Annotated in this window: 14 protein-coding genes and 1 pseudogene; 1 reads left to right on the top strand and 14 read right to left on the bottom strand. The window is 70.7% G+C overall.

Going from position 1 to position 19,932, the window contains the following annotated elements; translation table 11 throughout:
* Positions 1 to 22 precede the first annotated feature (22 nt).
* A complete protein-coding gene (locus GWK25_RS03645) occupies positions 23 to 1,225 on the bottom strand; it encodes an NAD(P)-binding domain-containing protein (RefSeq protein ID WP_215448468.1) in 1,203 nt (400 codons plus the stop codon).
* 77 nt (positions 1,226 to 1,302) lie between these two features.
* The gene (locus GWK25_RS03640) at positions 1,303 to 2,562 is read right to left on the bottom strand and encodes an ATP-grasp domain-containing protein (protein ID WP_215448467.1); all 1,260 of its coding nucleotides are present in this window, start codon (positions 2,560 to 2,562) and stop codon (positions 1,303 to 1,305) included.
* A gap of 209 nt (positions 2,563 to 2,771) precedes the next feature.
* Here GWK25_RS03640 and fahA point away from each other — a divergent pair, with 209 nt between their 5' ends.
* Positions 2,772 to 4,061 carry a fumarylacetoacetase gene (gene fahA, locus GWK25_RS03635; protein WP_215448466.1) on the top strand — a complete coding sequence of 430 codons (1,290 nt, stop codon included), beginning with the start codon at positions 2,772 to 2,774 and terminating at the stop codon, positions 4,059 to 4,061.
* A 78-nt stretch (positions 4,062 to 4,139) separates the two neighbouring features.
* Here the strand turns inward: fahA and GWK25_RS03630 are convergent.
* The 12 genes and pseudogenes from GWK25_RS03630 to nuoE form a co-directional block, all read right to left on the bottom strand.
* Positions 4,140 to 4,480: pseudogene (locus GWK25_RS03630) on the bottom strand (hypothetical protein); the annotation flags it as partial.
* Positions 4,481 to 4,550: 70 nt separating this feature from the next.
* Positions 4,551 to 6,665 carry a DNA helicase RecQ gene (gene recQ, locus GWK25_RS03625; protein WP_215448465.1) on the bottom strand — a complete coding sequence of 705 codons (2,115 nt, stop codon included), beginning with the start codon at positions 6,663 to 6,665 and terminating at the stop codon, positions 4,551 to 4,553.
* A gap of 257 nt (positions 6,666 to 6,922) precedes the next feature.
* Positions 6,923 to 8,572, bottom strand: coding sequence for an NADH-quinone oxidoreductase subunit NuoN (gene nuoN, locus GWK25_RS03620; protein ID WP_215448464.1), 1,650 nt, complete (start codon positions 8,570 to 8,572; stop codon positions 6,923 to 6,925).
* Positions 8,569 to 10,140: an NADH-quinone oxidoreductase subunit M gene (locus GWK25_RS03615; protein ID WP_215448463.1), complete on the bottom strand. Its 1,572-nt coding sequence runs from the start codon at positions 10,138 to 10,140 to the stop codon at positions 8,569 to 8,571. Before GWK25_RS03615 ends, nuoN begins: the two co-directional genes overlap by 4 nt.
* A 5-nt stretch (positions 10,141 to 10,145) precedes the next feature.
* Complete coding sequence (nuoL, locus tag GWK25_RS03610) at positions 10,146 to 12,041, bottom strand: NADH-quinone oxidoreductase subunit L (RefSeq protein ID WP_215448462.1); 1,896 nt, start codon at positions 12,039 to 12,041, stop codon at positions 10,146 to 10,148.
* A gap of 15 nt (positions 12,042 to 12,056) precedes the next feature.
* Positions 12,057 to 12,356: an NADH-quinone oxidoreductase subunit NuoK gene (gene nuoK, locus GWK25_RS03605; RefSeq protein WP_009310327.1), complete on the bottom strand. Its 300-nt coding sequence runs from the start codon at positions 12,354 to 12,356 to the stop codon at positions 12,057 to 12,059.
* Positions 12,353 to 13,225 (bottom strand): NADH-quinone oxidoreductase subunit J, encoded by an 873-nt coding sequence (locus GWK25_RS03600; protein WP_215448461.1) that lies wholly within the window; start codon positions 13,223 to 13,225, stop codon positions 12,353 to 12,355. The genes nuoK and GWK25_RS03600 overlap by 4 nt, the downstream gene beginning before the upstream one ends.
* Positions 13,222 to 13,863, bottom strand: a complete 642-nt coding sequence (gene nuoI, locus GWK25_RS03595) for an NADH-quinone oxidoreductase subunit NuoI (protein ID WP_215448460.1) — start codon at positions 13,861 to 13,863, stop codon at positions 13,222 to 13,224. The genes GWK25_RS03600 and nuoI overlap by 4 nt, the downstream gene beginning before the upstream one ends.
* Complete coding sequence (gene nuoH, locus GWK25_RS03590; RefSeq protein ID WP_215448459.1) at positions 13,856 to 15,220, bottom strand: NADH-quinone oxidoreductase subunit NuoH; 1,365 nt, start codon at positions 15,218 to 15,220, stop codon at positions 13,856 to 13,858. Before nuoH ends, nuoI begins: the two co-directional genes overlap by 8 nt.
* Complete coding sequence (locus tag GWK25_RS03585; RefSeq protein WP_215448458.1) at positions 15,217 to 17,721, bottom strand: NADH-quinone oxidoreductase subunit G; 2,505 nt, start codon at positions 17,719 to 17,721, stop codon at positions 15,217 to 15,219. The genes nuoH and GWK25_RS03585 overlap by 4 nt, the downstream gene beginning before the upstream one ends.
* The gene (gene nuoF, locus GWK25_RS03580) at positions 17,718 to 19,073 is read right to left on the bottom strand and encodes an NADH-quinone oxidoreductase subunit NuoF (protein ID WP_215448457.1); all 1,356 of its coding nucleotides are present in this window, start codon (positions 19,071 to 19,073) and stop codon (positions 17,718 to 17,720) included. Before nuoF ends, GWK25_RS03585 begins: the two co-directional genes overlap by 4 nt.
* Complete coding sequence (gene nuoE, locus GWK25_RS03575) at positions 19,073 to 19,906, bottom strand: NADH-quinone oxidoreductase subunit NuoE (protein ID WP_215457181.1); 834 nt, start codon at positions 19,904 to 19,906, stop codon at positions 19,073 to 19,075. Before nuoE ends, nuoF begins: the two co-directional genes overlap by 1 nt.
* Positions 19,907 to 19,932: the final 26 nt, after the last annotated feature.

Genomic DNA, 19,932 nt, shown 5'->3' with positions numbered 1-19,932 from the left:
ACCCGAGCTCGTCCCGGGCCCCTCACCCGTGAGCCGCCGCCAGATGCCGGGCCAACCGAGGCGAGGCGAACTCCGTCCCGCACACGAACCGCATCACCGGCCCGTACGACGCCGCCGCCGGCAACCCCGTGAAGTACAGCCCCGGGATCGACGACCGGAACCCGGCCCCCAGCACCGGCGTCCCCCGGCTCACCCCCAGCTCCGTACGGAGCTCGTGCCCGAGGAACCCCATCGCCCCGAGGTCCACCCGGTACCCCGTCGCCGCGATGACGTGATCCGCGCCCAGCTCCGCCGTACGGCCGTCGTGCCCGCGCGCCACGAGGACCGGGCGCCCGTCGATGACGCCGGCGCGCACGACCCGGTCCACCTCCCGCACCTCCACGTGCCCCTCGAACCGGTCCCGCAGCCACCACGCGCCCAGCGGCCCGAGCACCCGCCGGACCAGGTAGTGCCGGCCGGCGGCGGGCAGGTACCGGTAGGGGTGCGGGTAGTAGCTGAGCGCCCACAGCGACCAGGCCCGCCCGAACGGCGACTCGGGGCGCAGCCTCGGCTGCCGCCACGGGGGCGCGCCGAAGGCCACGGCGCCGTGCCCGCGCGCCACCACCTGGACCCGCGCGCCGGCCTCGGCCGCCAGGACCGCCGTCTCCAGGGCGGACTGCCCCGCGCCCACGACGATCAGTTCCCGGTCCTTGAACCGGCTCAGGTCGGCGTGCTGGGAGCTGTGCGAGAGGGGCCCCGCTGGCGTGGGGCCGTCCACGACCGCGCCCGCCAGCTCGGCCGGCAGGTGCGCCAGCCCGAACAGCCCGCTCGCCACGACGACGGCCCGCGCGGTGAACGACTCCCCCGAGTCCAGCTTCAGTTCGAAGCCGCCGCTCTCGCTCCGGTCCACCGAGACCACGCGCACCCTCTCCAGGTCGGGTACGAGCCGCTGCTGGAACCACTCGCCGTAGGAGATGAACGTCTCGACGGGAATGATGTCCTCGTCCGTCACCAGCCGCCGGATCCCCGCCGCGTCGCAGTAGTCGGCCAGGGTGTGGCCGTGCTGCGGCGCGTCGATGCTCGACGCGGCCGGCGTGGACTTCAGCAGCATCCCGGCGGGCATGTTGTCCCGCCAGCTCACCATGGGTTCACCGAAGACACGGACGGGAATGCCGCGCGCCCGCAGATGCGCGGCGGTGGACAGACCGAACGGCCCGGCACCGATGACTGCTACCGGTTGAATCACGAAGTCCCTCCCCAGGACACCTCATGCCTACTTCGTGTGGTCACGCGCGTGCCCACGTGCGCCGACGGCCCTACGGCCTAGGGGCGCACGCGGGCGTTGCCGAGGCGGTTGGCCCGCCACAGCTGGTAGAGATGCTTCGCGCCCGGTCGTACGAAGCGCGCGAGCATCGTGAGGAACGGCAGCGGGTCGTCACCCGCGAGCCATGCCAGTTCGGTCCCGCTCGCGCGCGGCGGCGCGTGCGGAGTGGTGTAGCCGCTGCGCCGGTAGGCGAGCAGGGCCGCCAGATCGATGTTCTCCACGATGTACCGGCGTCCGGCGAGTTGCTCCCCCTCCGGCACCGGGCGTCCGGTCAGATCGAGGTGCATGGCGCGGACGACGTCGATCCCGGCCTCGTTCTCGAACAGCCGGAACTGCGCGCCCATCCGCGGGTTGAAGTCCAGCAGCTTGTACCGCCCGTCCCGCCGGTCGAACCGCAGATCGAGGTCGATGACGCCGGCGAATCCGATCTGCTTGATGAACCGGGCGGCGATGTCCGCGAGTTCGGGGTTGTCGACGACGTACGCGTTCGCCGTCATCCCCGCGTGCGGCGGCCACGAGCGCACCTTCACCCCGGTGAACATCGCGAGCGGTGTGGAGTCCGCGTCGAAGTAGGCGTGCACGATCCAGTCCTCGGCGTCCTCCCGGGGCAGGTACTCCTGGAGGATCACCCCGGGCCGCTCGCCCCAGTCGCGGGCCAGCCGCAGCAGGCACTCCCGGTCGGCGATGCGGGTCGTCCCGTTGACCGCGGGCTGCCTGCGCCGCTCGAACGCCTCCCGGTTCTTGGCCACCACCGGGAAGCGGGCCCGCTGCGCGAAGCGCTCCACGTCGTCGTACGACTGCGGGAACGAGCTCGCGGGGCTGGCGATGCCGTGCTCCACGCAGAGTTCGTGCAGCCCTTGTTTGCTGGCGAGGCGGCGCGGGAGCCCGGCGTCGACGCGGGGGAAGAGGAAGCGGGTCGCGAGCTCCTCCTGGTGCTCGGCGATGAGCACGGCGGCTTCCTCGTCGGTGGGGACGAGCACGGTGGGCCGCCCTATCCGCCGGCCGATGCGCAGCAGCCCGTCGACCAGCCACCCGGGCTCCTCCGTCCCGGTGGTCGGCCACACGAACGCGCGCCGCAGATGGCGCGAGACGGCGGCCGGTGTGTACCGGTCCTCCGTGATCGCGTACATCGGCACGCCGAGCCGGCCCAGGCTGCGGATGGCTCCGACGCCGCCGTGGTGCAGCGGATAGTCGCCGAGCTTCACGACGAGTCCCGGAACGTCCCGGTCCGCCTGTACCGGCGCACCCCAAGTGCCCATGGCCACGGGTCCCCCCACGTGTCCCCCTACCGGACCCGGATCCACCCCGTCCGTGTCCCCCAGAGGACGCTAAGCCGGAACCTTTCCTTCCGACCCTCCCCTATCAGGACATTGCGAACTCTTTAGACACTCCCCGATCTTGGCACCGCCCCGTAACGTGAGCCGCGACCAGAGGTACGACGGAACGCACGAGAGCGAGGCAGCACCCGATGCCCCCCTTCGATGTCCCCGACGAGGTCCCCGAGGGTCACCCGTTCGACGTCCCCGAGGGTCACCCCTTCGGTCCGCACAACCTCCCCTACGGCGTCTTCTCCCTCGGCGCGTCCGACGCCCCCTCGGCCTACGCCGGGACCGCCGGCACCCGTACCGTCGGCGTCCGGCTCGGCGACCACGTCCTCGACGCCGCCGCGGCGGCGCACGCCCTCGGCTCCCCGTACGCCGCGCTGTTGGCGCACCCCACGCTGAACCCCTTGCTGGCGGCGGGGCGCACGGCCTGGTCGGACCTGCGCCGGGCGCTCACGGCGTGGCTGACGGTGCCCTCGCACCGCGAGACGATCGCGCCGCACTTCCACGCGCTGTCCTCGGTGACACTGCACCTGCCGTTCGAGGTGGCCGACTACGTCGACTTCTACGCCTCCGAGAACCACGCCCGGAACGTGGGGCGGATCTTCCGTCCCGACGCGCCCGACCCGCTGACGCCCAACTGGAAGCACCTGCCCATCGGTTACCACGGCCGGTCCGGCACGGTCGTGGTGTCCGGCACGGAGGTGGTGCGGCCGGCCGGACAGCGCAAGGCGCCTGCCGATCCGGCGCCGGTGTTCGGACCGTCGGTGCGGCTGGACATCGAGGCGGAGGTCGGCTTCGTGGTCGGGGCGCCCTCGGAGCGGGGCCGGCCGGTGGGGCTGGGGGACTTCCGCGACCACGTCTTCGGGATGTGCCTCCTCAACGACTGGTCGGCGCGCGACCTCCAGGCCTGGGAGTACGTGCCGCTCGGGCCGTTCCTGGGCAAGTCGTTCGCCACGTCGGTCTCGGCCTGGATCACGCCGCTGGAGGCGCTCGAGGAGGCGCGGGTGGCGCCGCCGGAGCGTACGCACCCGCTGCTGCCCTACCTGGACGACGCCGCGCCGGACATCGATCCCGGCGGGTACGACCTGCGGATCAGCGTCGCGATCAACGGACATGTCGTCTCGGAGCCGCCCTTCGCCACGATGTACTGGACGGCCGCGCAGCAGCTGGCCCACATGACGGTGAACGGCGCCTCGCTGCGCACGGGCGACCTGTACGGCTCCGGCACGGTCAGCGGGGCCGACCCCGGCCAGCGGGGTTCGCTGCTGGAGCTCACCTGGAACGGACGCGACCCGCTCGACCTCCCGACCGGCAGGCGCACGTTCCTGGAGGACGGCGACGAGGTGACCCTCACGGCATGGGCCCCGGGCCCGAACGGCACGAAGGTGGGCCTGGGCGAGGTCAGCGGGAAGGTGGTGGGGGCGCAGGGGTAGAACGGCGCGTCCGGCTCAGGGCTGGCCCATGCCCCCGCCGGGCGCCCTCACCGCCGTACGGGACCTCCCGCGTCCGGGTCAGATCACGCGGAACAGGTCCGCGGCGGCGTGGACGTCGGTGAGGTCCTCCATGGAACGGAGGTTGTCGCACAGGGCGTCCAGGACCGAGTCGGCCTCGCCGACCCGTGGTGCGCCTGTGGCCACGCCGAAGACACGGAAGCCCAATCTGTGCTTGGCCTCGTTCCAGGCATGCATCCACTCCGCGGTGACACCGCAGTCGTCGTCGGTGAGCATGACGATGTCTCCGCGAAGTAGATGCCCCGGGCCGTGTCGGCGGGCCGGTCCCCAAGGAAGCGGAAGACCTGGATCCTGTCGGCGGCGGAGAACAGGATGCCGACGAAGTCCCGTCCCCGTGTCCTGCGCGTCCATGCTCACCCCCCTGCGCCGCCCGCGCCCGGGCGGCGGTCCGCTCCCCCCGTGGTGCGGCTGCTACGCCCAGTCGTCCGGCTCGGGTTCCGGCTCGTCGTCCGGCCAGTCGAAGGCGTCGTGCGCGTCACCGTCCGGGTTCGCGGCGTGTGTCGCGCGCGCCGGGCCTCTCGTGCCCTCGGCAGCGGGAGCGGGGGCGCCGGTGGCGGTGCGGGCGGGGGCGTCCGAAGGGCCCTCGTCAGTACCGGCGCCGGTTCCTGCGCCGCCCAGCGAGGCGAGGACCCCGAGCACCCCCTCCCCGTACGTCGCGAGCTTCTTCTCCCCGATTCCGCTGATCGTGCCCAGCTCGGCGACGGAGGCGGGCGCGGTGGCCGCGATCTCGCGGAGGGTGGCGTCGTGGAAGATGACGTAGGCGGGCACGCCCTGTTCGCGGGCCTGTTCGGCGCGCCAGGCCCGGAGGGCCTCGAAGACGGGGAGCAGGTCGTCCGACAGCTCGACGGCCGCCGCCTTGGCCTTGCGCTCGCCCCGGCCGGAGCCTGAGCCACCTGAACCGCCGCCCGACGCCGTCCGCGAGGTCACCGGCTTCTTCGGTTCCTTGCGCAGCGGCACGTCCCGCTCGCGCCGCAGCACCGCTCCGCTGTCCTCGGTGAGCACGAGCGTGCCGTACTCGCCCTCGACCGCGAGGAGCCCCTGGGCGAGCAACTGCCGTACGACTCCCCGCCATTCGCCCTCGCCGAGTTCCTCGCCGATGCCGAAGACGGAGAGCTGGTCGTGGTCGAACTGGATGACCTTCGCGGTCCGCCGCCCCAGCAGGATGTCGACGATCTGCACGGCGCCGAACTTCTGCCCGCGCTCGCGCTGGAGCCGCACCACCGTGGAGAGCACCTTCTGCGCGGCGACGGTGCCGTCCCAGGTCTCCGGCGGCAGCAGGCACGTGTCGCAGTTGCCGCAGCCTTCGGCCTGGGGTTCCTGCCCGAAGTACTGGAGGAGTTGGCCGCGTCGGCAGCGGGCGGTCTCGCAGAGCGCCAGCATGGCGTCGAGGTGACTGGCGGCCCGGCGGCGGAACGCCTCGTCGCCCTCGCTGCCCTGGATCATCTTGCGCTGCTGTATGACGTCGTTGAGGCCGTACGCCATCCAGGCCGTGGACGGCAGTCCGTCACGGCCGGCGCGGCCGGTCTCCTGGTAGTAGCCCTCGACGGACTTCGGCAGGTCCAGGTGGGCGACGAACCGTACGTCGGGTTTGTCGATGCCCATGCCGAAGGCGATCGTGGCGACGACGACGAGCCCCTCCTCACGCAGGAACCGTGACTGGTGTGCCGCACGGGTGCCCGCGTCCAGGCCCGCGTGGTACGGCACCGCCTCCACGCCGTTCTTGCTGAGGAACTCGGCGGTCCGCTCGACGGAGTTGCGGGAGAGGCAGTAGACGATGCCGGCGTCGCCCGGGTGTTCCTGGCGCAGGAAGGACAGGAGCTGCTTCTTCGGGTCGGCCTTGGGCACGATGCGGTACTGGATGTTGGGCCGGTCGAAGCTGGCCTCGAAGTGCCTGGCCCGGGGCATGTCCAGCCGCTCGGTGATCTCGCGGTGCGTGGCGCGGGTGGCGGTGGCGGTGAGCGCGATGCGCGGCACGTCCGGCCAGCGCCGGCCCAGGAGGGAGAGGGAGAGGTAGTCGGGCCGGAAGTCGTGGCCCCACTGGGAGACGCAGTGTGCCTCGTCGATCGCGAAGACGGAGATCTTGCCGCGGCCCAGCAGATCGAGGGTGGCGTCGAGCCGCAGGCGCTCAGGCGCGAGGTAGAGCAGGTCCAGCTCGCCCGCGAGGAACTCGGCCTCGACCACGCGTCGCTCGTCGAAGTCCTGGGTGGAGTTGACGAACCCGGCGCGCACGCCGAGGGCCCGCAGGGCGTCCACCTGGTCCTGCATGAGCGCGATCAGCGGGGAGATCACGATGCCGGTGCCGGGCCTGACCAGGGACGGGATCTGGTAGCACAGGGACTTTCCGCCGCCGGTCGGCATGAGGACGACGGCGTCGCCGCCCGCGACCACATGCTCGATGATCGCTTCCTGCTCGCCCCGGAAGGCGTCGTATCCGAAGACCCGGTGGAGCACGGCCAGCGCCTCGCTGTCCGACCCGGTCGTCCTGTCCTCGTCCGCCATCACACTCGTCCCGCCCGTCCCGATCATGGCCGGTTCCCCGCGCCCTTGCGTCCTGTGCCGTACGCCCTGTGCCGTCCGTGCTTCCTCCAGCCCTTGCCACGATAGGCGCCCGCACCGACAGCCTCAGAGTTATCCACAGGCTCCACCCGTGCGGGCCGTATCCGGCCGCGCCACCGCTCGCTCATATGCACGATGGGCCCGGCCCCCCTGGGAGGGGACCGGGCCCGTCGCACGTACCGTGACGGAGCGCGCCGAAGCCGTGGCGGAGCGCTCGCGCCGGAGCGTCAGCGCACGAACACTCCCGCCTGCCCCGCCAGGTCCAGGAAGTACTGCGGTGCGACGCCGAGCACCAGGGTGACGGCGACGCCGACCGCGATCGCGGTCATGGTCAGCGGTGACGGCACGGCGACCGTCGGCCCCTCGGGGCGGGGCTCGCTGAAGAACATGAGCACGATGACGCGGATGTAGAAGAACGCGGCGATGGCCGAGGAGATCACACCGACCACGACGATCGCGCCCGCGCCGCCTTCGGCGGCCGCCTTGAACACGGCGAACTTGCCCGCGAACCCGGAGGTCAGCGGGATGCCCGCGAAGGCCAGCAGGAAGACCGCGAACACGGCCGCCACCAGCGGGGACCTGCGGCCGAGCCCGGCCCACTTGGACAGGTGCGTGGCCTCGCCGCCCGCATCGCGCACCAGCGTGACCACGGCGAACGCGCCGATGGTCACGAAGGAGTAGGCGCCCAGGTAGAACAGCACCGACGAGACGCCGTCGGGCGAGGCCGCGATGACACCGGCGAGGATGAAGCCGGCGTGCGCGATCGACGAGTAGGCGAGCAGGCGCTTGATGTCGGTCTGGGTGATGGCCACGATGGCGCCGGCCAGCATGGTGACGATGGCGACGGCCCACATGACCGGCCGCCAGTCCCAGCGCAGGCCGGGCAGCACGACGTACAGCAGCCGCAGCAGCGCGCCGAAGGCGGCCACCTTGGTCGCGGCGGCCATGAAGCCGGTGACCGGGGTGGGGGCGCCCTGGTAGACGTCCGGGGTCCACATGTGGAACGGCACCGCGCCGACCTTGAACAGCAGGCCCATGACGAGCATGGCGGCGCCGATGAGCAGCAGCGCGTCGTTGCCCATGGTGTCGGCGAGGGCGGGGTTGATGTCTCCGATGGTGCCGTCGACGACCTGGGCGATCGTCGCGTACTTCACCGAGCCCGCGTAGCCGTAGAGCAGGGCGATGCCGAAGAGGGTGAAGGCGGAGGCGAAGGCGCCGAGGAGGAAGTACTTGACGGCGGCCTCCTGCGACATGAGCCGCTTGCGGCGGGCCACGGCGCACAGCAGGTACAGCGGGAGGGAGAAGACCTCCAGGGCGATGAAGAGGGTCAGCAGGTCGTTGGCCGCCGGGAAGATCAGCATGCCGCCGATCGCGAAGAGCAGCAGCGGGAAGACCTCGGTGGTGGTGAACCCGGCCCTGACGGCGGCCTTCTCGCTGTCGCTGCCGGGCACGGAGGCGGCCTGTGCGGCGAAGGAGTCGACCTTGTTGCCGTGGGTCTCGGGGTCGAGGCGGCGTTCGGCGAAGGTGAAGACGCCGAGGACGCCGGCGAGGAGGATCGTGCCCTGGAGGAACAGGGCCGGTCCGTCCACGGCGATGGCGCCCATGGCCGCGATGCCGGCCTTCGTGGTGCCGTACCCGCCCGCCGCGAGGGCGACGACCGCCGCGAAGGACGCCGTGAGGGCGACCACGGAGACGAACACTTGCACGTAGTACCGGGACTTGCGTGGCACGAAGGCCTCGACCAGGACCCCGATGATCGCCGCGCCGATGACGATCAGGGTGGGCGACAATTGCCCGTATTCGATCTTCGGCGCGTCGATCTTGGTGATCGGGTCGGCCGCGGTTGTCCACAGGCTGTGGACGGCTGATGCGCTCACTTGGCCGCCTCCACCTCGGGCTGGGGGTCCTTCTTCTGGACGTCGGACATGGTGTGCTCGACCGCCGGATTGACGATGTCGGTGAGCGGCTTCGGGAAGACACCCAGGAAGATCAGCAGCGCGACCAGCGGGGCGACCACCACGAGCTCGCGCACCCTCAGGTCGGGCATCCCCTCGACCTCGGCCTTCACCGGGCCCGTCATCGTCCGCTGGTAGAGGACGAGGGTGTAGAGCGCGGCGAGGACGATGCCGACGGTGGCGATGATCCCGACCACCGGGTAGCGCGCGAACGTGCCGACCAGGACCAGGAACTCGCTGACGAACGGGGCGAGTCCGGGCAGTGACAGCGTCGCGAGACCGCCGATCAGGAAGGTGCCGGCGAGCACCGGAGCGACCTTCTGCACCCCGCCGTAGTCGGCGATGAGCCGGGAGCCGCGCCGGGAGATCAGGAATCCGGCGACCAGCATCAGGGCGGCGGTCGAGATGCCGTGGTTGACCATGTAGAGCGTCGCCCCGGACTGGCCCTGACTGGTCATCGCGAAGATGCCCAGGATGATGAAGCCGAAGTGCGAGATCGACGCGTACGCCACCAGCCGCTTGATGTCCCGCTGGCCGACCGCGAGCAGCGCCCCGTAGATGATGCTGATCAGCGCCAGGACGAGGATCGCGGGCGTCGCCCACGTGCTGGCCTCGGGGAACAGTCCGAGGCAGAAGCGGAGCATCGCGAAGGTGCCGACCTTGTCGACGACGGCCGTGATGAGGACGGCGACCGGGGCGGTGGACTCCTGCATGGCGTTGGGCAGCCAGGTGTGCAGCGGCCACAGCGGCGCCTTCACCGCGAAGGCGAAGAAGAAGCCGAGGAACAGCCACCGTTCGGTGTTGGTCGCCATCTCCAGGGTGCCGTCGGCGCGGGCCTCGGCGATCTCCGGGAGCGAGAAGTTCCCGGCGACCACGTACAGGCCGATGACCGCGGCCAGCATGATCAGACCGCCGACCAGGTTGTAGAGGAGGAACTTCACGGCGGCGTACGAGCGTTGCGTGGCCGCTGTCTCCTCGCCGTGCTGGTGGGCACGGTCGCCGAAGCCGCCGATGAGGAAGTACATCGGGATGAGCATGGCTTCGAAGAAGATGTAGAAGAGGAAGACGTCGGTGGCCTCGAAGGAGATGATCACCATCGCCTCGACGGCCAGGATCAGGGCGAAGAAGCCCTGCGTCGGCCGCCACCGCTTGCTGCCGGTCTCCAGCGGGTCGGCGTCGTGCCAGCCCGCGAGGATGATGAACGGGATCAGCAGGGCGGTGAGCCCGATCAGCGCCACCGCGATGCCGTCGACGCCCAGTTCGTAGCGCACTCCGAAGTCCGCGATCCAGGCGTGGGACTCGGTGAGCTGGTACCGGTCGCCGCCGGGGTCGAAGCGGAACGCGACGATCGCGGCGAGCACCAGCGTGCCCAGCGAGACGGTCAGCGCCAGCAGTTTCGCGGCGTTGCGCCGCTGGGCCGGGACGGCGGCCGTGGCGATCGCCCCGAGGGCCGGGAGCGCCGCCGTCGCTGTCAGCAGAGGAAAGGACATCGGTATCAGACCGCCCTCATCAGCAGGGTCGCGGCGATGAGGATCGCAGCGCCGCCGAACATCGAGACCGCGTACGACCGGGCATAGCCGTTCTGGATACGGCGCAGCCGCCCGGAGAGGCCGCCCATGGAGGCCGCCGTGCCGTTGACGACGCCGTCGACCAGGGTGTGGTCGACATAGACGAGGGAGCGCGTGAGGTGCTCTCCGCCGCGGACGAGGACGACGTGGTTGAAGTCGTCCTGGAGGAGGTCGCGCCGGGCGGCCCGGGTGAGCAGCGATCCGCGCGGGGCGACGACGGGGACGGGCCGCCGCCCGTACTGGAGCCAGGCGAGGCCGACGCCGATGACCATCACGGCGACCGTGGCGATGGTCACCGTCAGGGCGCTGATCGGCGGGTGGCCGTGCCGGTGGCCGGTGACGGGCTCCAGCCAGTGGATGAACCGGTCACCGATGCTGAAGAACGCGCCGCCGAAGACCGATCCGACGGCCAGCACGATCATGGGGATCGTCATGACCTTGGGGGACTCGTGCGGGTGCGGTTCATGGCCGTGCTCGTCGGGCTGCCAGCGCTTCTCGCCGAAGAACGTCATCAGCATCACCCGCGTCATGTAGAACGCGGTGATGGCCGCGCCCAGCAGGGCCACGCCACCGAGGATCCAGCCCTCCGTGCCGCCCTTGGCGAACGCCGCCTCGATGATCTTGTCCTTGGAGAAGAAGCCGGACAGACCGGGGAAGCCGATGATGGCGAGGTAGCCGAGGCCGAAGGTGACGAAGGTGACCGGCATGTACTTGCGGAGGCCGCCGTACTTGCGCATGTCGACCTCGTCGTTCATGCCGTGCATGACCGAACCGGCGCCGAGGAAGAGACCGGCCTTGAAGAAGCCGTGCGTCACCAGGTGCATGATCGCGAAGACATAGCCGATGGGGCCCAGACCGGCGGCCAGCACCATGTACCCGATCTGCGACATCGTCGAGCCGGCGAGGGCCTTCTTGATGTCGTCCTTCGCGCAACCGACGATCGCACCGAACAGGAGCGTGACCGCTCCGACGACGGTGGTGACGAGCTGCGCGTCCGGGGCGGCGTTGAAGATGTTCGCGGAGCGGACGATCAGGTAGACACCGGCGGTGACCATGGTCGCGGCGTGGATGAGGGCGGAGACCGGGGTCGGGCCCTCCATCGCGTCCCCGAGCCAGGACTGCAGCGGAACCTGGGCGGACTTGCCGCACGCCGCGAGCAGCAGCATCAGGGCGATCGCGGTGAGCGTGCCCTCGCTGCTCTCGCCGACGGCCCCCAGGACCGGCCCGAAGGCGAAGGTCCCGAAGGTGGTGAACATCAGCATGATGGCGATGGACAGCCCGACGTCGCCGACGCGGTTGACCAGGAAGGCCTTCTTCGCGGCGGTGGCGGCGCTGGGCTTGTGCTGCCAGAAGCCGATGAGCAGGTAGGAGGCGAGGCCGACGCCCTCCCAGCCGACGTACAGCAGCAGGTAGTTGTCGGCGAGGACCAGCAGCAGCATCGCCGCGAGGAACAGGTTCAGATAGCCGAAGAAGCGGCGTCGGCGCTCGTCGTGCTCCATGTACCCGATGGAGTACACGTGGATGAGCGAGCCGACTCCGGTGATCAGCAGCACGAACGTCATCGACAACTGGTCGAGCTGGAAGGCCACGTCGGCCTGGAAGCCCTCGACGGGGATCCAGCTGAACAGGTGCTGACCGATCTCGCGGTGTTCGGCGTCCTTGCCGAGCATGTCGGCGAAGAGGACCACGCCGACGACGAAGGAGGCGGCGGCGAGGGCCGTGCCGATCCAGTGGCCGACGGCGTCGAGGCGCCGGCCGCCGCACAGCAGGACGGCGGCTCCGAGCAGGGGCGCCGCGACCAGCAGCGCAATCAGGTTCTCCACGATTCTTCCGACCCCTTACAGCTTCATCAGGCTGGCGTCGTCGACCGAGGCCGAGTGGCGGGACCGGAACAGCGACACGATGATCGCGAGTCCGACCACGACCTCCGCGGCGGCGACGACCATCGTGAAGAAGGCGATGATCTGGCCGTCGAGATTGCCGTGCATACGGGAGAAGGCGACCAGGGCGAGGTTGCAGGCGTTGAGCATCAGCTCGACGCACATGAACACCACGATCGCGTTCCGCCTGATCAGGACGCCGGTGGCGCCGATCGTGAACAGCAGGGCGGCGAGATACAGGTAGTTGACGGGATTCACTTCGCTGCCTCCCCGTTCTTCCCGCTGGTGCCGCTGTCGCGGCCGTTGCCGCCGTTGCCGCCGCTTCCGCTGTGCGAGCGCTCCAGGCGGTCCTCGGCGCGCTGTTCCAGTGCCTTGAGGTCGCTGAGCGCCTCGGTCGACACGTCTCGGATCTGGCCCCGGTCGCGCAGCGTCTTGCTGACGGTCAGCTCGGACGGGGTGCCGTCGGGCAGCAGGCCCGCGATGTCCACCGCGTTGTGCCGGGCGTAGACGCCGGGCGCCGGCAGCGGCGGAAGATGCTTGCCCTCGCGTACGCGCTGCTCGGCCAGCTCGCGCTGGGTCTTGGCGCGCTCGGTGCGCTCGCGGTGGGTGAGGACCATGGCGCCGACGGCGGCCGTGATGAGGAGGGCGCCGGTGAGCTCGAAGGCGAACACGTAGTCGGTGAAGATCAGGGCCGCGAGGCCCTCCACGTTGCCGCCCGCGTTCGCCGTGCCGAGGCCGTTGAACTCCGTCAGCGAGGCGTTGCCGATGCCCGCGATCAGCAGGATGCCGAAGCCGAGGCCGCACAGCAGGGCCAGCCAGCGCTGGCCCTTGATGGTCTCCTTCAGGGAGTCCGCGGCGGTGACGCCGACGAGCATCACCACGAACAGGAACAACATCATGATCGCGCCGGTGTAGACGACGATCTGCACGATGCCCAGGAAGTAGGCGCCGTTGGCCAGGTAGAAAACGGCCAGGATGATCATGGTGCCGGCGAGGCAGAGCGCGCTGTGCACGGCCTTCTTCATGAAGACGGTGCACAGGGCGCCGACCACCGCGATCGTGCCGAGCACCCAGAACTGGAAGGCCTCACCGGTGGAGGTCGTGTAGGCCGCGAGCTGCTGCGTCATCGGCGGATCACCTTCTCCGACGCCGGCTCGTCCTCGCCGGTGGTGGAGGCCGCGTCCTGCGGCTTCTCGCCCTTGGAGGTGGCCACCTGACGCTCCGTACCGGGCGCGGCCTCGGTGACCAGGCCCCGGTAGTAGTCCTGTTCGTCGGTGCCCGGGAAGATCGAGTGGGGCGAGTCGACCATGCCCTCCTCCAGACCGGCGAGCAGCTGCTCCTTGGTGTAGATGAGGTTGGCGCGGCTGGAGTCGGCCAGCTCGAACTCGTTGGTCATCGTGAGCGCGCGCGTGGGGCACGCCTCGATGCACAGGCCGCACAGGATGCAGCGGGCGTAGTTGATCTGGTAGACGCGGCCGTACCGCTCGCCCGGGGAGTAGCGCTCCTCGTCCGTGTTGTCGGCGCCCTCGACGTAGATGGCGTCGGCGGGACACGCCCAGGCGCACAGTTCGCAGCCGACGCACTTCTCCAGGCCGTCCGGATGGCGGTTGAGCTGGTGCCTGCCGTGGAACCGCGGGGCCGTGGTCTTCGGCTGTTCCGGATACTGCTCGGTCAGCCGCTTCTTGAACATGGCCTTGAAGGTCACGCCGAAGCCGGCGACGGGGTTCTGGAACCCCTGCTTGTTCTCTTTCGGCTCCTCAGCCATCGGACGCCTCCCTCCCATTCGAAGATCCGTCACTCTCAGTATCGGACCCACCACTGACAATCAGCTCCCGCTCCCGGCGCGGGCGCCTGCGCGGCACCGGCGGGAGGGTCTGTCCGGGCAGGGGCGGTACGGGGAATCCGCCGGCCATCGGGTCGAAGCCGGCCGGTTCGGCGGGCTGGTCCTGTGCCTCGCGCCGGTCGCGGAACATGTCGGCGACGACGGACAGCAGGAACAGGACGATGACGGCGCCGGCGACGTACAGCGCGATCTCGGCGAAGTCGTAGTTCTCGTTCCGGAGGGTCCGCACGGTCGCGACGAGCATCAGCCAGACCACGGAGACCGGCAGGAGGACCTTCCAGCCGAGCTTCATCAGCTGGTCGTAGCGGACGCGCGGGAGGGTGCCGCGCAGCCAGATGAAGAAGAACAGCAGCAGCTGCACCTTCACCACGAACCAGAGCATCGGCCACCAGCCGTGGTTGGCGCCCTCCCAGAAGGTGCTGATGGGGTAGGGGGCCCGCCAGCCGCCGAGGAACAGCGTCACCGACACGGCGGAGACGGTCACCATGTTGACGTACTCGGCGAGCATGAACATCGCGAACTTGATCGACGAGTACTCGGTGTTGAAGCCGCCGACGAGGTCGCCCTCGGACTCCGGCATGTCGAACGGGGCGCGGTTGGTCTCGCCGACCATGGTCACGATGTAGATCACGAACGAGACCGGCAGCAGCACGATGTACCAGCGGTCCTGCTGCGCCTCGACGATCGCCGAGGTCGACATCGACCCGGAGTAGAGGAAGACGGAGGCGAACGCGGCGCCCATGGCGATCTCGTAGGAGATCATCTGCGCGCAGGAGCGGAGGCCGCCGAGGAGCGGGTAGGTGGAGCCGGAGCTCCAGCCCGCGAGGACGATGCCGTAGATGCCGACGGAGGCGACGGCGAGGATGTAGAGCATCGCGATCGGCAGGTCGGTGAGCTGCATCGTGGTGCGCTGGCCGAAGATCGAGATCTCGTTGCCGGCGGGCCCGAAGGGGATCACCGCGATCGCCATGAAGGCCGGGATGGCCGCGACGATCGGCGCGAGGACGTAGACGACCTTGTCCGCGCGTTTGACGATGACGTCTTCCTTGAGCATCAGCTTGATGCCGTCGGCGAGCGACTGGAGCATGCCCCAGGGGCCGTGCCGGTTGGGGCCGATGCGCAGCTGCATCCAGGCGACGACCTTGCGCTCCCACACGATGGAGAACAGCACGGTGATCATCAGGAAGGCGAAGCAGAACACCGCCTTGACGACGACCAGCCACCAGGGGTCGCGGCCGAACATGGAGAGGTCTTCAGCGGCGAGGTAGTACGCGCTCATGCCTCCACCTCCTCGGGGGCCTCGGCGGCGAGCGTCGCGGGGCCGATACGGACGAGTGCGCCGGGCAGCGCCCCGGTGTCGGAGGCGACGCCCGAGCCGGTGGAGTTCAGCGGCAGCCAGACGACGCGGTCGGGCATCTCGGCGATCAGCAGCGGCAGTTCGACGACCCCGGCGGGGCCGCTGACCGCGAGGAGGTCGCCGTTCTTGACGCCCGCCTCGGCGGCCGTGGCGGCCGACACGCGCGCGTGGGCGGCGTGCCGCGTCCCGGCGAGCGCCTCGTCGCCGTCCTGGAGGCGGCCCTGGTCGAGCAGCAGCCGGTGTCCGGCGAGGACGGCCTCCCCGGCGGCCGGGCGCGGCAGCGCGGCCCCGACCTCCACCGGCTCGTTGGCCCTCGCCCCGCCCCAGGCGCCGAGCCGGTCCAGCTCCGCGCGCGTGGTGCGCAGATCCGGCAGCCCCAGGTGGACGTCCATGGCGTCGGCCAGCATCTGCAGGACGCGCCCGTCGGTGGGTGCCACCCTGCGGGTCATCTGGTCGGGCTTCAGCGCGGCTTCGAACATCCGCACCCGCCCCTCCCAGTTGACGAAGGTGCCCGCCTTCTCCGCGACGGCCGCGACCGGGAGGACGACGTCCGCGCGGTCGGTGACCTCGCTGGGCCGCAGTTCCAGCGACACCAGGAAGCCCACCGCGGACAGCGCCTCACGCGCGCGTGCCGGGTCGGGCAGATCGCCGACTTCCACACCCGCCACCACCAGGGCCCCGAGCTCTCCGGTGGCGGCGGCCTCGACGATCTGCCCGGTGTCCCGGCCGTAGCGCGCGGGGAGTTCGGCGACGCCCCAGGCGGCGGCGACCTCCTCCCGCGCGCGCGGGTCGGTGGCCGGGCGCCCGCCCGGCAGCGCCGACGGCAGCGCGCCCGCCTCGACGGCGGCGCGCTCCCCGGCCCGGCGCGGGATCCACACCAGCTTCGCGCCGGTCAGCGACGCGGCGCGGACGGCGGCGGTGAGCCCGCCCGCGACGCCCGCGAGGCGCTCCCCGACGACGATCACGGCGCCCTCGGTGCGCAGCGCCTCGGCGGCCCTGGTGCCGTCGTCGTCGAGGCCGAAGCCGCTGGCGAGGGCGTCCAGCCACTCGGTCTCGGTGCCGGGCGCGGCCGGCAGCAGCGTGCCGCCGGCCTTCTCCAGACCCCGGGTGGCGTGGGTGGCCAGCGAGAACACCCGCTGCTTGTTCTTGCGCCAGGCCTTGCGGAGCCTCAGGAAGACGCCGGGCGCCTCCTCCTCGGCCTCGAACCCGACCAGCAGGACCGCGGGCGCCTTCTCCAGCGAGGTGTACGTGACGCCCGTGCCGTCGAGGTCGCGGCCGCGTCCGGCGACCCGGGCGGCCAGGAAGTCGGCCTCCTCGCCGCTGTGCACACGCGCGCGGAAGTCGATGTCGTTGGTGTCGAGGGCCACGCGCGCGAACTTGCTGTACGCGTAGGCGTCCTCGACGGTGAGCCGTCCGCCGGTGAGGACACCGGCCCGGCCGCGTGCCGCGAGCAGCCCCCGGGCGGCGACCTCCAGGGCCTCCGGCCAGGACGCGGGCTCCAGGACGCCGTCGGCGTTGCGGACGAGCGGGGTGGTGAGCCGGTCGGGTCGCTGCGCGTACCGGAACGCGAAGCGGCCCTTGTCGCAGATCCACTCCTCGTTGACCTCGGGGTCGTCGGCCGCGAGGCGTCGCATGACCTTGCCGCGCCGGTGGTCGGTGCGGGTGGCGCAGCCGCCGGAGCAGTGCTCGCAGACAGACGGAGAGGAGACCAGGTCGAAGGGCCGGGAGCGGAATCGGTACGCCGCGGAGGTCAGCGCGCCGACGGGGCAGATCTGGATGGTGTTGCCGGAGAAGTACGACTCGAAGGGGTCGCCCTCGCCGGTGCCGACCTGCTGCAGCGCGCCCCGCTCGATCAGCTCGATCATCGGGTCGCCTGCTACCTGGTTGGAGAACCGGGTGCAGCGGGCGCACAGCACGCACCGCTCACGGTCGAGCAGGACCTGCGTGGAGATCGGGACGGGCTTCTCGTACGTCCGCTTGCGGCCCTCGAAGCGGGACTCGGAGTGGCCGTGCGACATGGCCTGGTTCTGCAGCGGGCACTCGCCGCCCTTGTCGCAGACGGGGCAGTCCAGCGGGTGGTTGATGAGCAGGAGCTCCATCACACCCTTCTGGGCCTTCTCCGCGACCGGGGAGGTGAGGTGAGTCTTGACGACCATCCCGTCCGTACAGGTGATCGTGCAGGACGCCATGGGCTTGCGCTGGCCCTCCACCTCGACGATGCACTGGCGGCAGGCGCCGGCCGGGTCGAGGAGGGGGTGGTCGCAGAAGCGGGGGATCTCGATGCCGAGCTGTTCGGCGGCGCGGATGACCAGGGTGCCCTTGGGCACGCTGATGTCGACGCCGTCGATGGTCAGCGAGACGAGATCTTCCGGCGGGACCGCCGCCTCGCCGCCCCCGGAGGGAGCGCTCGTGGTCACGGTCATGCGTTCACCTCCGCGTGCTTGTCCTTGTCGGCCCAGGCCGTCGACCTGGCCGGGTCGAAGGGGCAGCCCCGGCCCGTGATGTGGTCCTCGTACTCCGCGCGGAAGTACTTGAGTGAGGAGAAGATCGGCGAGGCGGCGCCGTCGCCGAGGGCGCAGAAGGACTTGCCGTTGATGTTGTCGGCGATGTCGTTCAGCTTGTCGAGGTCGCTCATGACGCCCTTGCCGGCCTCGATGTCACGCAGCAACTGGACCAGCCAGTAGGTGCCTTCGCGGCAGGGGGTGCACTTGCCGCAGGACTCGTGGGCGTAGAACTCGGTCCAGCGGGTGACGGCCCGGACGACGCAGGTGGTCTCATCGAAGCACTGGAGCGCCTTGGTGCCGAGCATGGAACCCGCGGCGCCCACTCCCTCGTAGTCGAGGGGCACGTCGAGGTGCTCGTCGGTGAACATCGGGGTGGAGGAGCCGCCCGGCGTCCAGAACTTGAGGCGGTGGCCGGGCCGCATGCCGCCGCTCATCTCCAGCAGCTGGCGGAGCGTGATGCCGAGCGGGGCCTCGTACTGGCCGGGGGAGGCGACATGGCCGCTGAGCGAGTAGAGCGTGAAGCCGGGGGACTTCTCGCTGCCCATCGACCTGAACCATTCCTTGCCCCGGTGCAGGATGGCGGGAACCGACGCGATCGATTCGACGTTGTTCACGACAGTCGGGCACGCGTAGAGGCCCTCGACAGCCGGGAAGGGAGGACGCAGCCGCGGTTGACCACGGCGGCCTTCGAGCGAGTCGAGCAGCGCGGTCTCCTCACCGCAGATGTACGCGCCGGCGCCCGCGTGCACGGTGATGTCGAGGTCGAGTCCGCTGCCCAGGATGTTCTCGCCGAGGAAGCCCGCCTCGTAGGCCTCACGGACGGCCTCGTGCAACCGCCGCAGGACGGGGACGACTTCACCCCGCAGATAGATGAAGGCGTGCGAGGACCGAATGGCGTAGCACGCGATGATCATGCCCTCGATGAGGCTGTGCGGGTTCGCGAAGAGGAGCGGAATGTCCTTGCACGTTCCGGGCTCCGACTCGTCGGCGTTGACAACCAGATAGTGCGGTTTGCCATCACCCTGGGGAATGAACTGCCATTTCATCCCGGTCGGGAACCCCGCGCCGCCGCGGCCGCGCAGTCCCGACTCCTTGACGTACGCGATCACGTCGTCCGGTGTCATGGCCAGCGCCTTGCGCAGTCCCTCGTAGCCGTCGTGCCTGCGGTAGACGTCGAGCGTCCAGGGCCTGTCCTCGTCCCAGAAGGACGACAGCACCGGTGCGAGCAGCTTCTCCGGGCTGCTGCCCTTGATCTCGGGTGCCAATGTCATCACTCCCCCTCCTCGGCGGCGGGCCCTGCCGGGTGGGCCGGGTCGGAGGCCGATGTCTCCTGTGGCGCGTCGTGCGAGCTGAGGTGTTCGGTGGGCGACGGCTCGTGCACCTTGCGGTCCTGCGGCTCGTCGTGCGGACCGCCGTCCCGCGGGTGGACCACGCGCGCGGCTGCGGCCTCTCCCTTGGCCAGGCGGAGGCCGACCAGCGATGCGGGGCCCGCGCCGCCGCTGGCCTCGACGGCGCCGGGCCGCTCGTCGGGGAAGCCGGCGAGGATCCGCGCGGTGTCCTTGAAGGTGCACAGCGGCGCCCCGCGCGTGGGCCGGACCTCGGCTCCCTCACGCAGGTCGTCGACGAGTCGCTTGGCGCTGTCGACGGTCTGGTTGTCGAAGAACTCCCAGTTGACCATCACGACCGGAGCGAAGTCGCAGGCCGCGTTGCACTCGATGTGCTCCAGGGTGACCTTGCCGTCGTCGGTGGTCCCCCCGTTGCCGACCCCCAGGTGCTCCTGGAGCGCTTCGAAGATCGCGTCGCCGCCCATCACGGCGCACAGGGTGTTGGTGCAGACCCCCACCTGGTAGTCGCCGGAGGGCCCCCGCCGGTACATGGAGTAGAAGGTGGCGACGGCGGTGACCTCGGCCGTGGTCAGGCCGAGCACCTCGGCGCAGAACCGCATGCCGGTGCGGGTGACATGGCCCTCCTCCGACTGCACGAGGTGCAGCAGCGGCAGCAGGGCGGACCGGGAGTCCGGGTAGCGGGCGACAACGGCCGCCGCGTCCCGCTCCAGCCGGGCTCGAACGTCGTCCGGGTAGTCGGGCGCGGGCAGTTGGGGCATGCCCAGGCTGACGCCCTCGGGGGTGG

Origin of the sequence: Streptomyces sp. ATCC 21386, assembly GCF_018728545.1 — a bacterium.
Lineage (GTDB): Bacteria > Actinomycetota > Actinomycetes > Streptomycetales > Streptomycetaceae > Streptomyces.
This window is presented reverse-complemented; position numbering and strand designations above follow the sequence as displayed.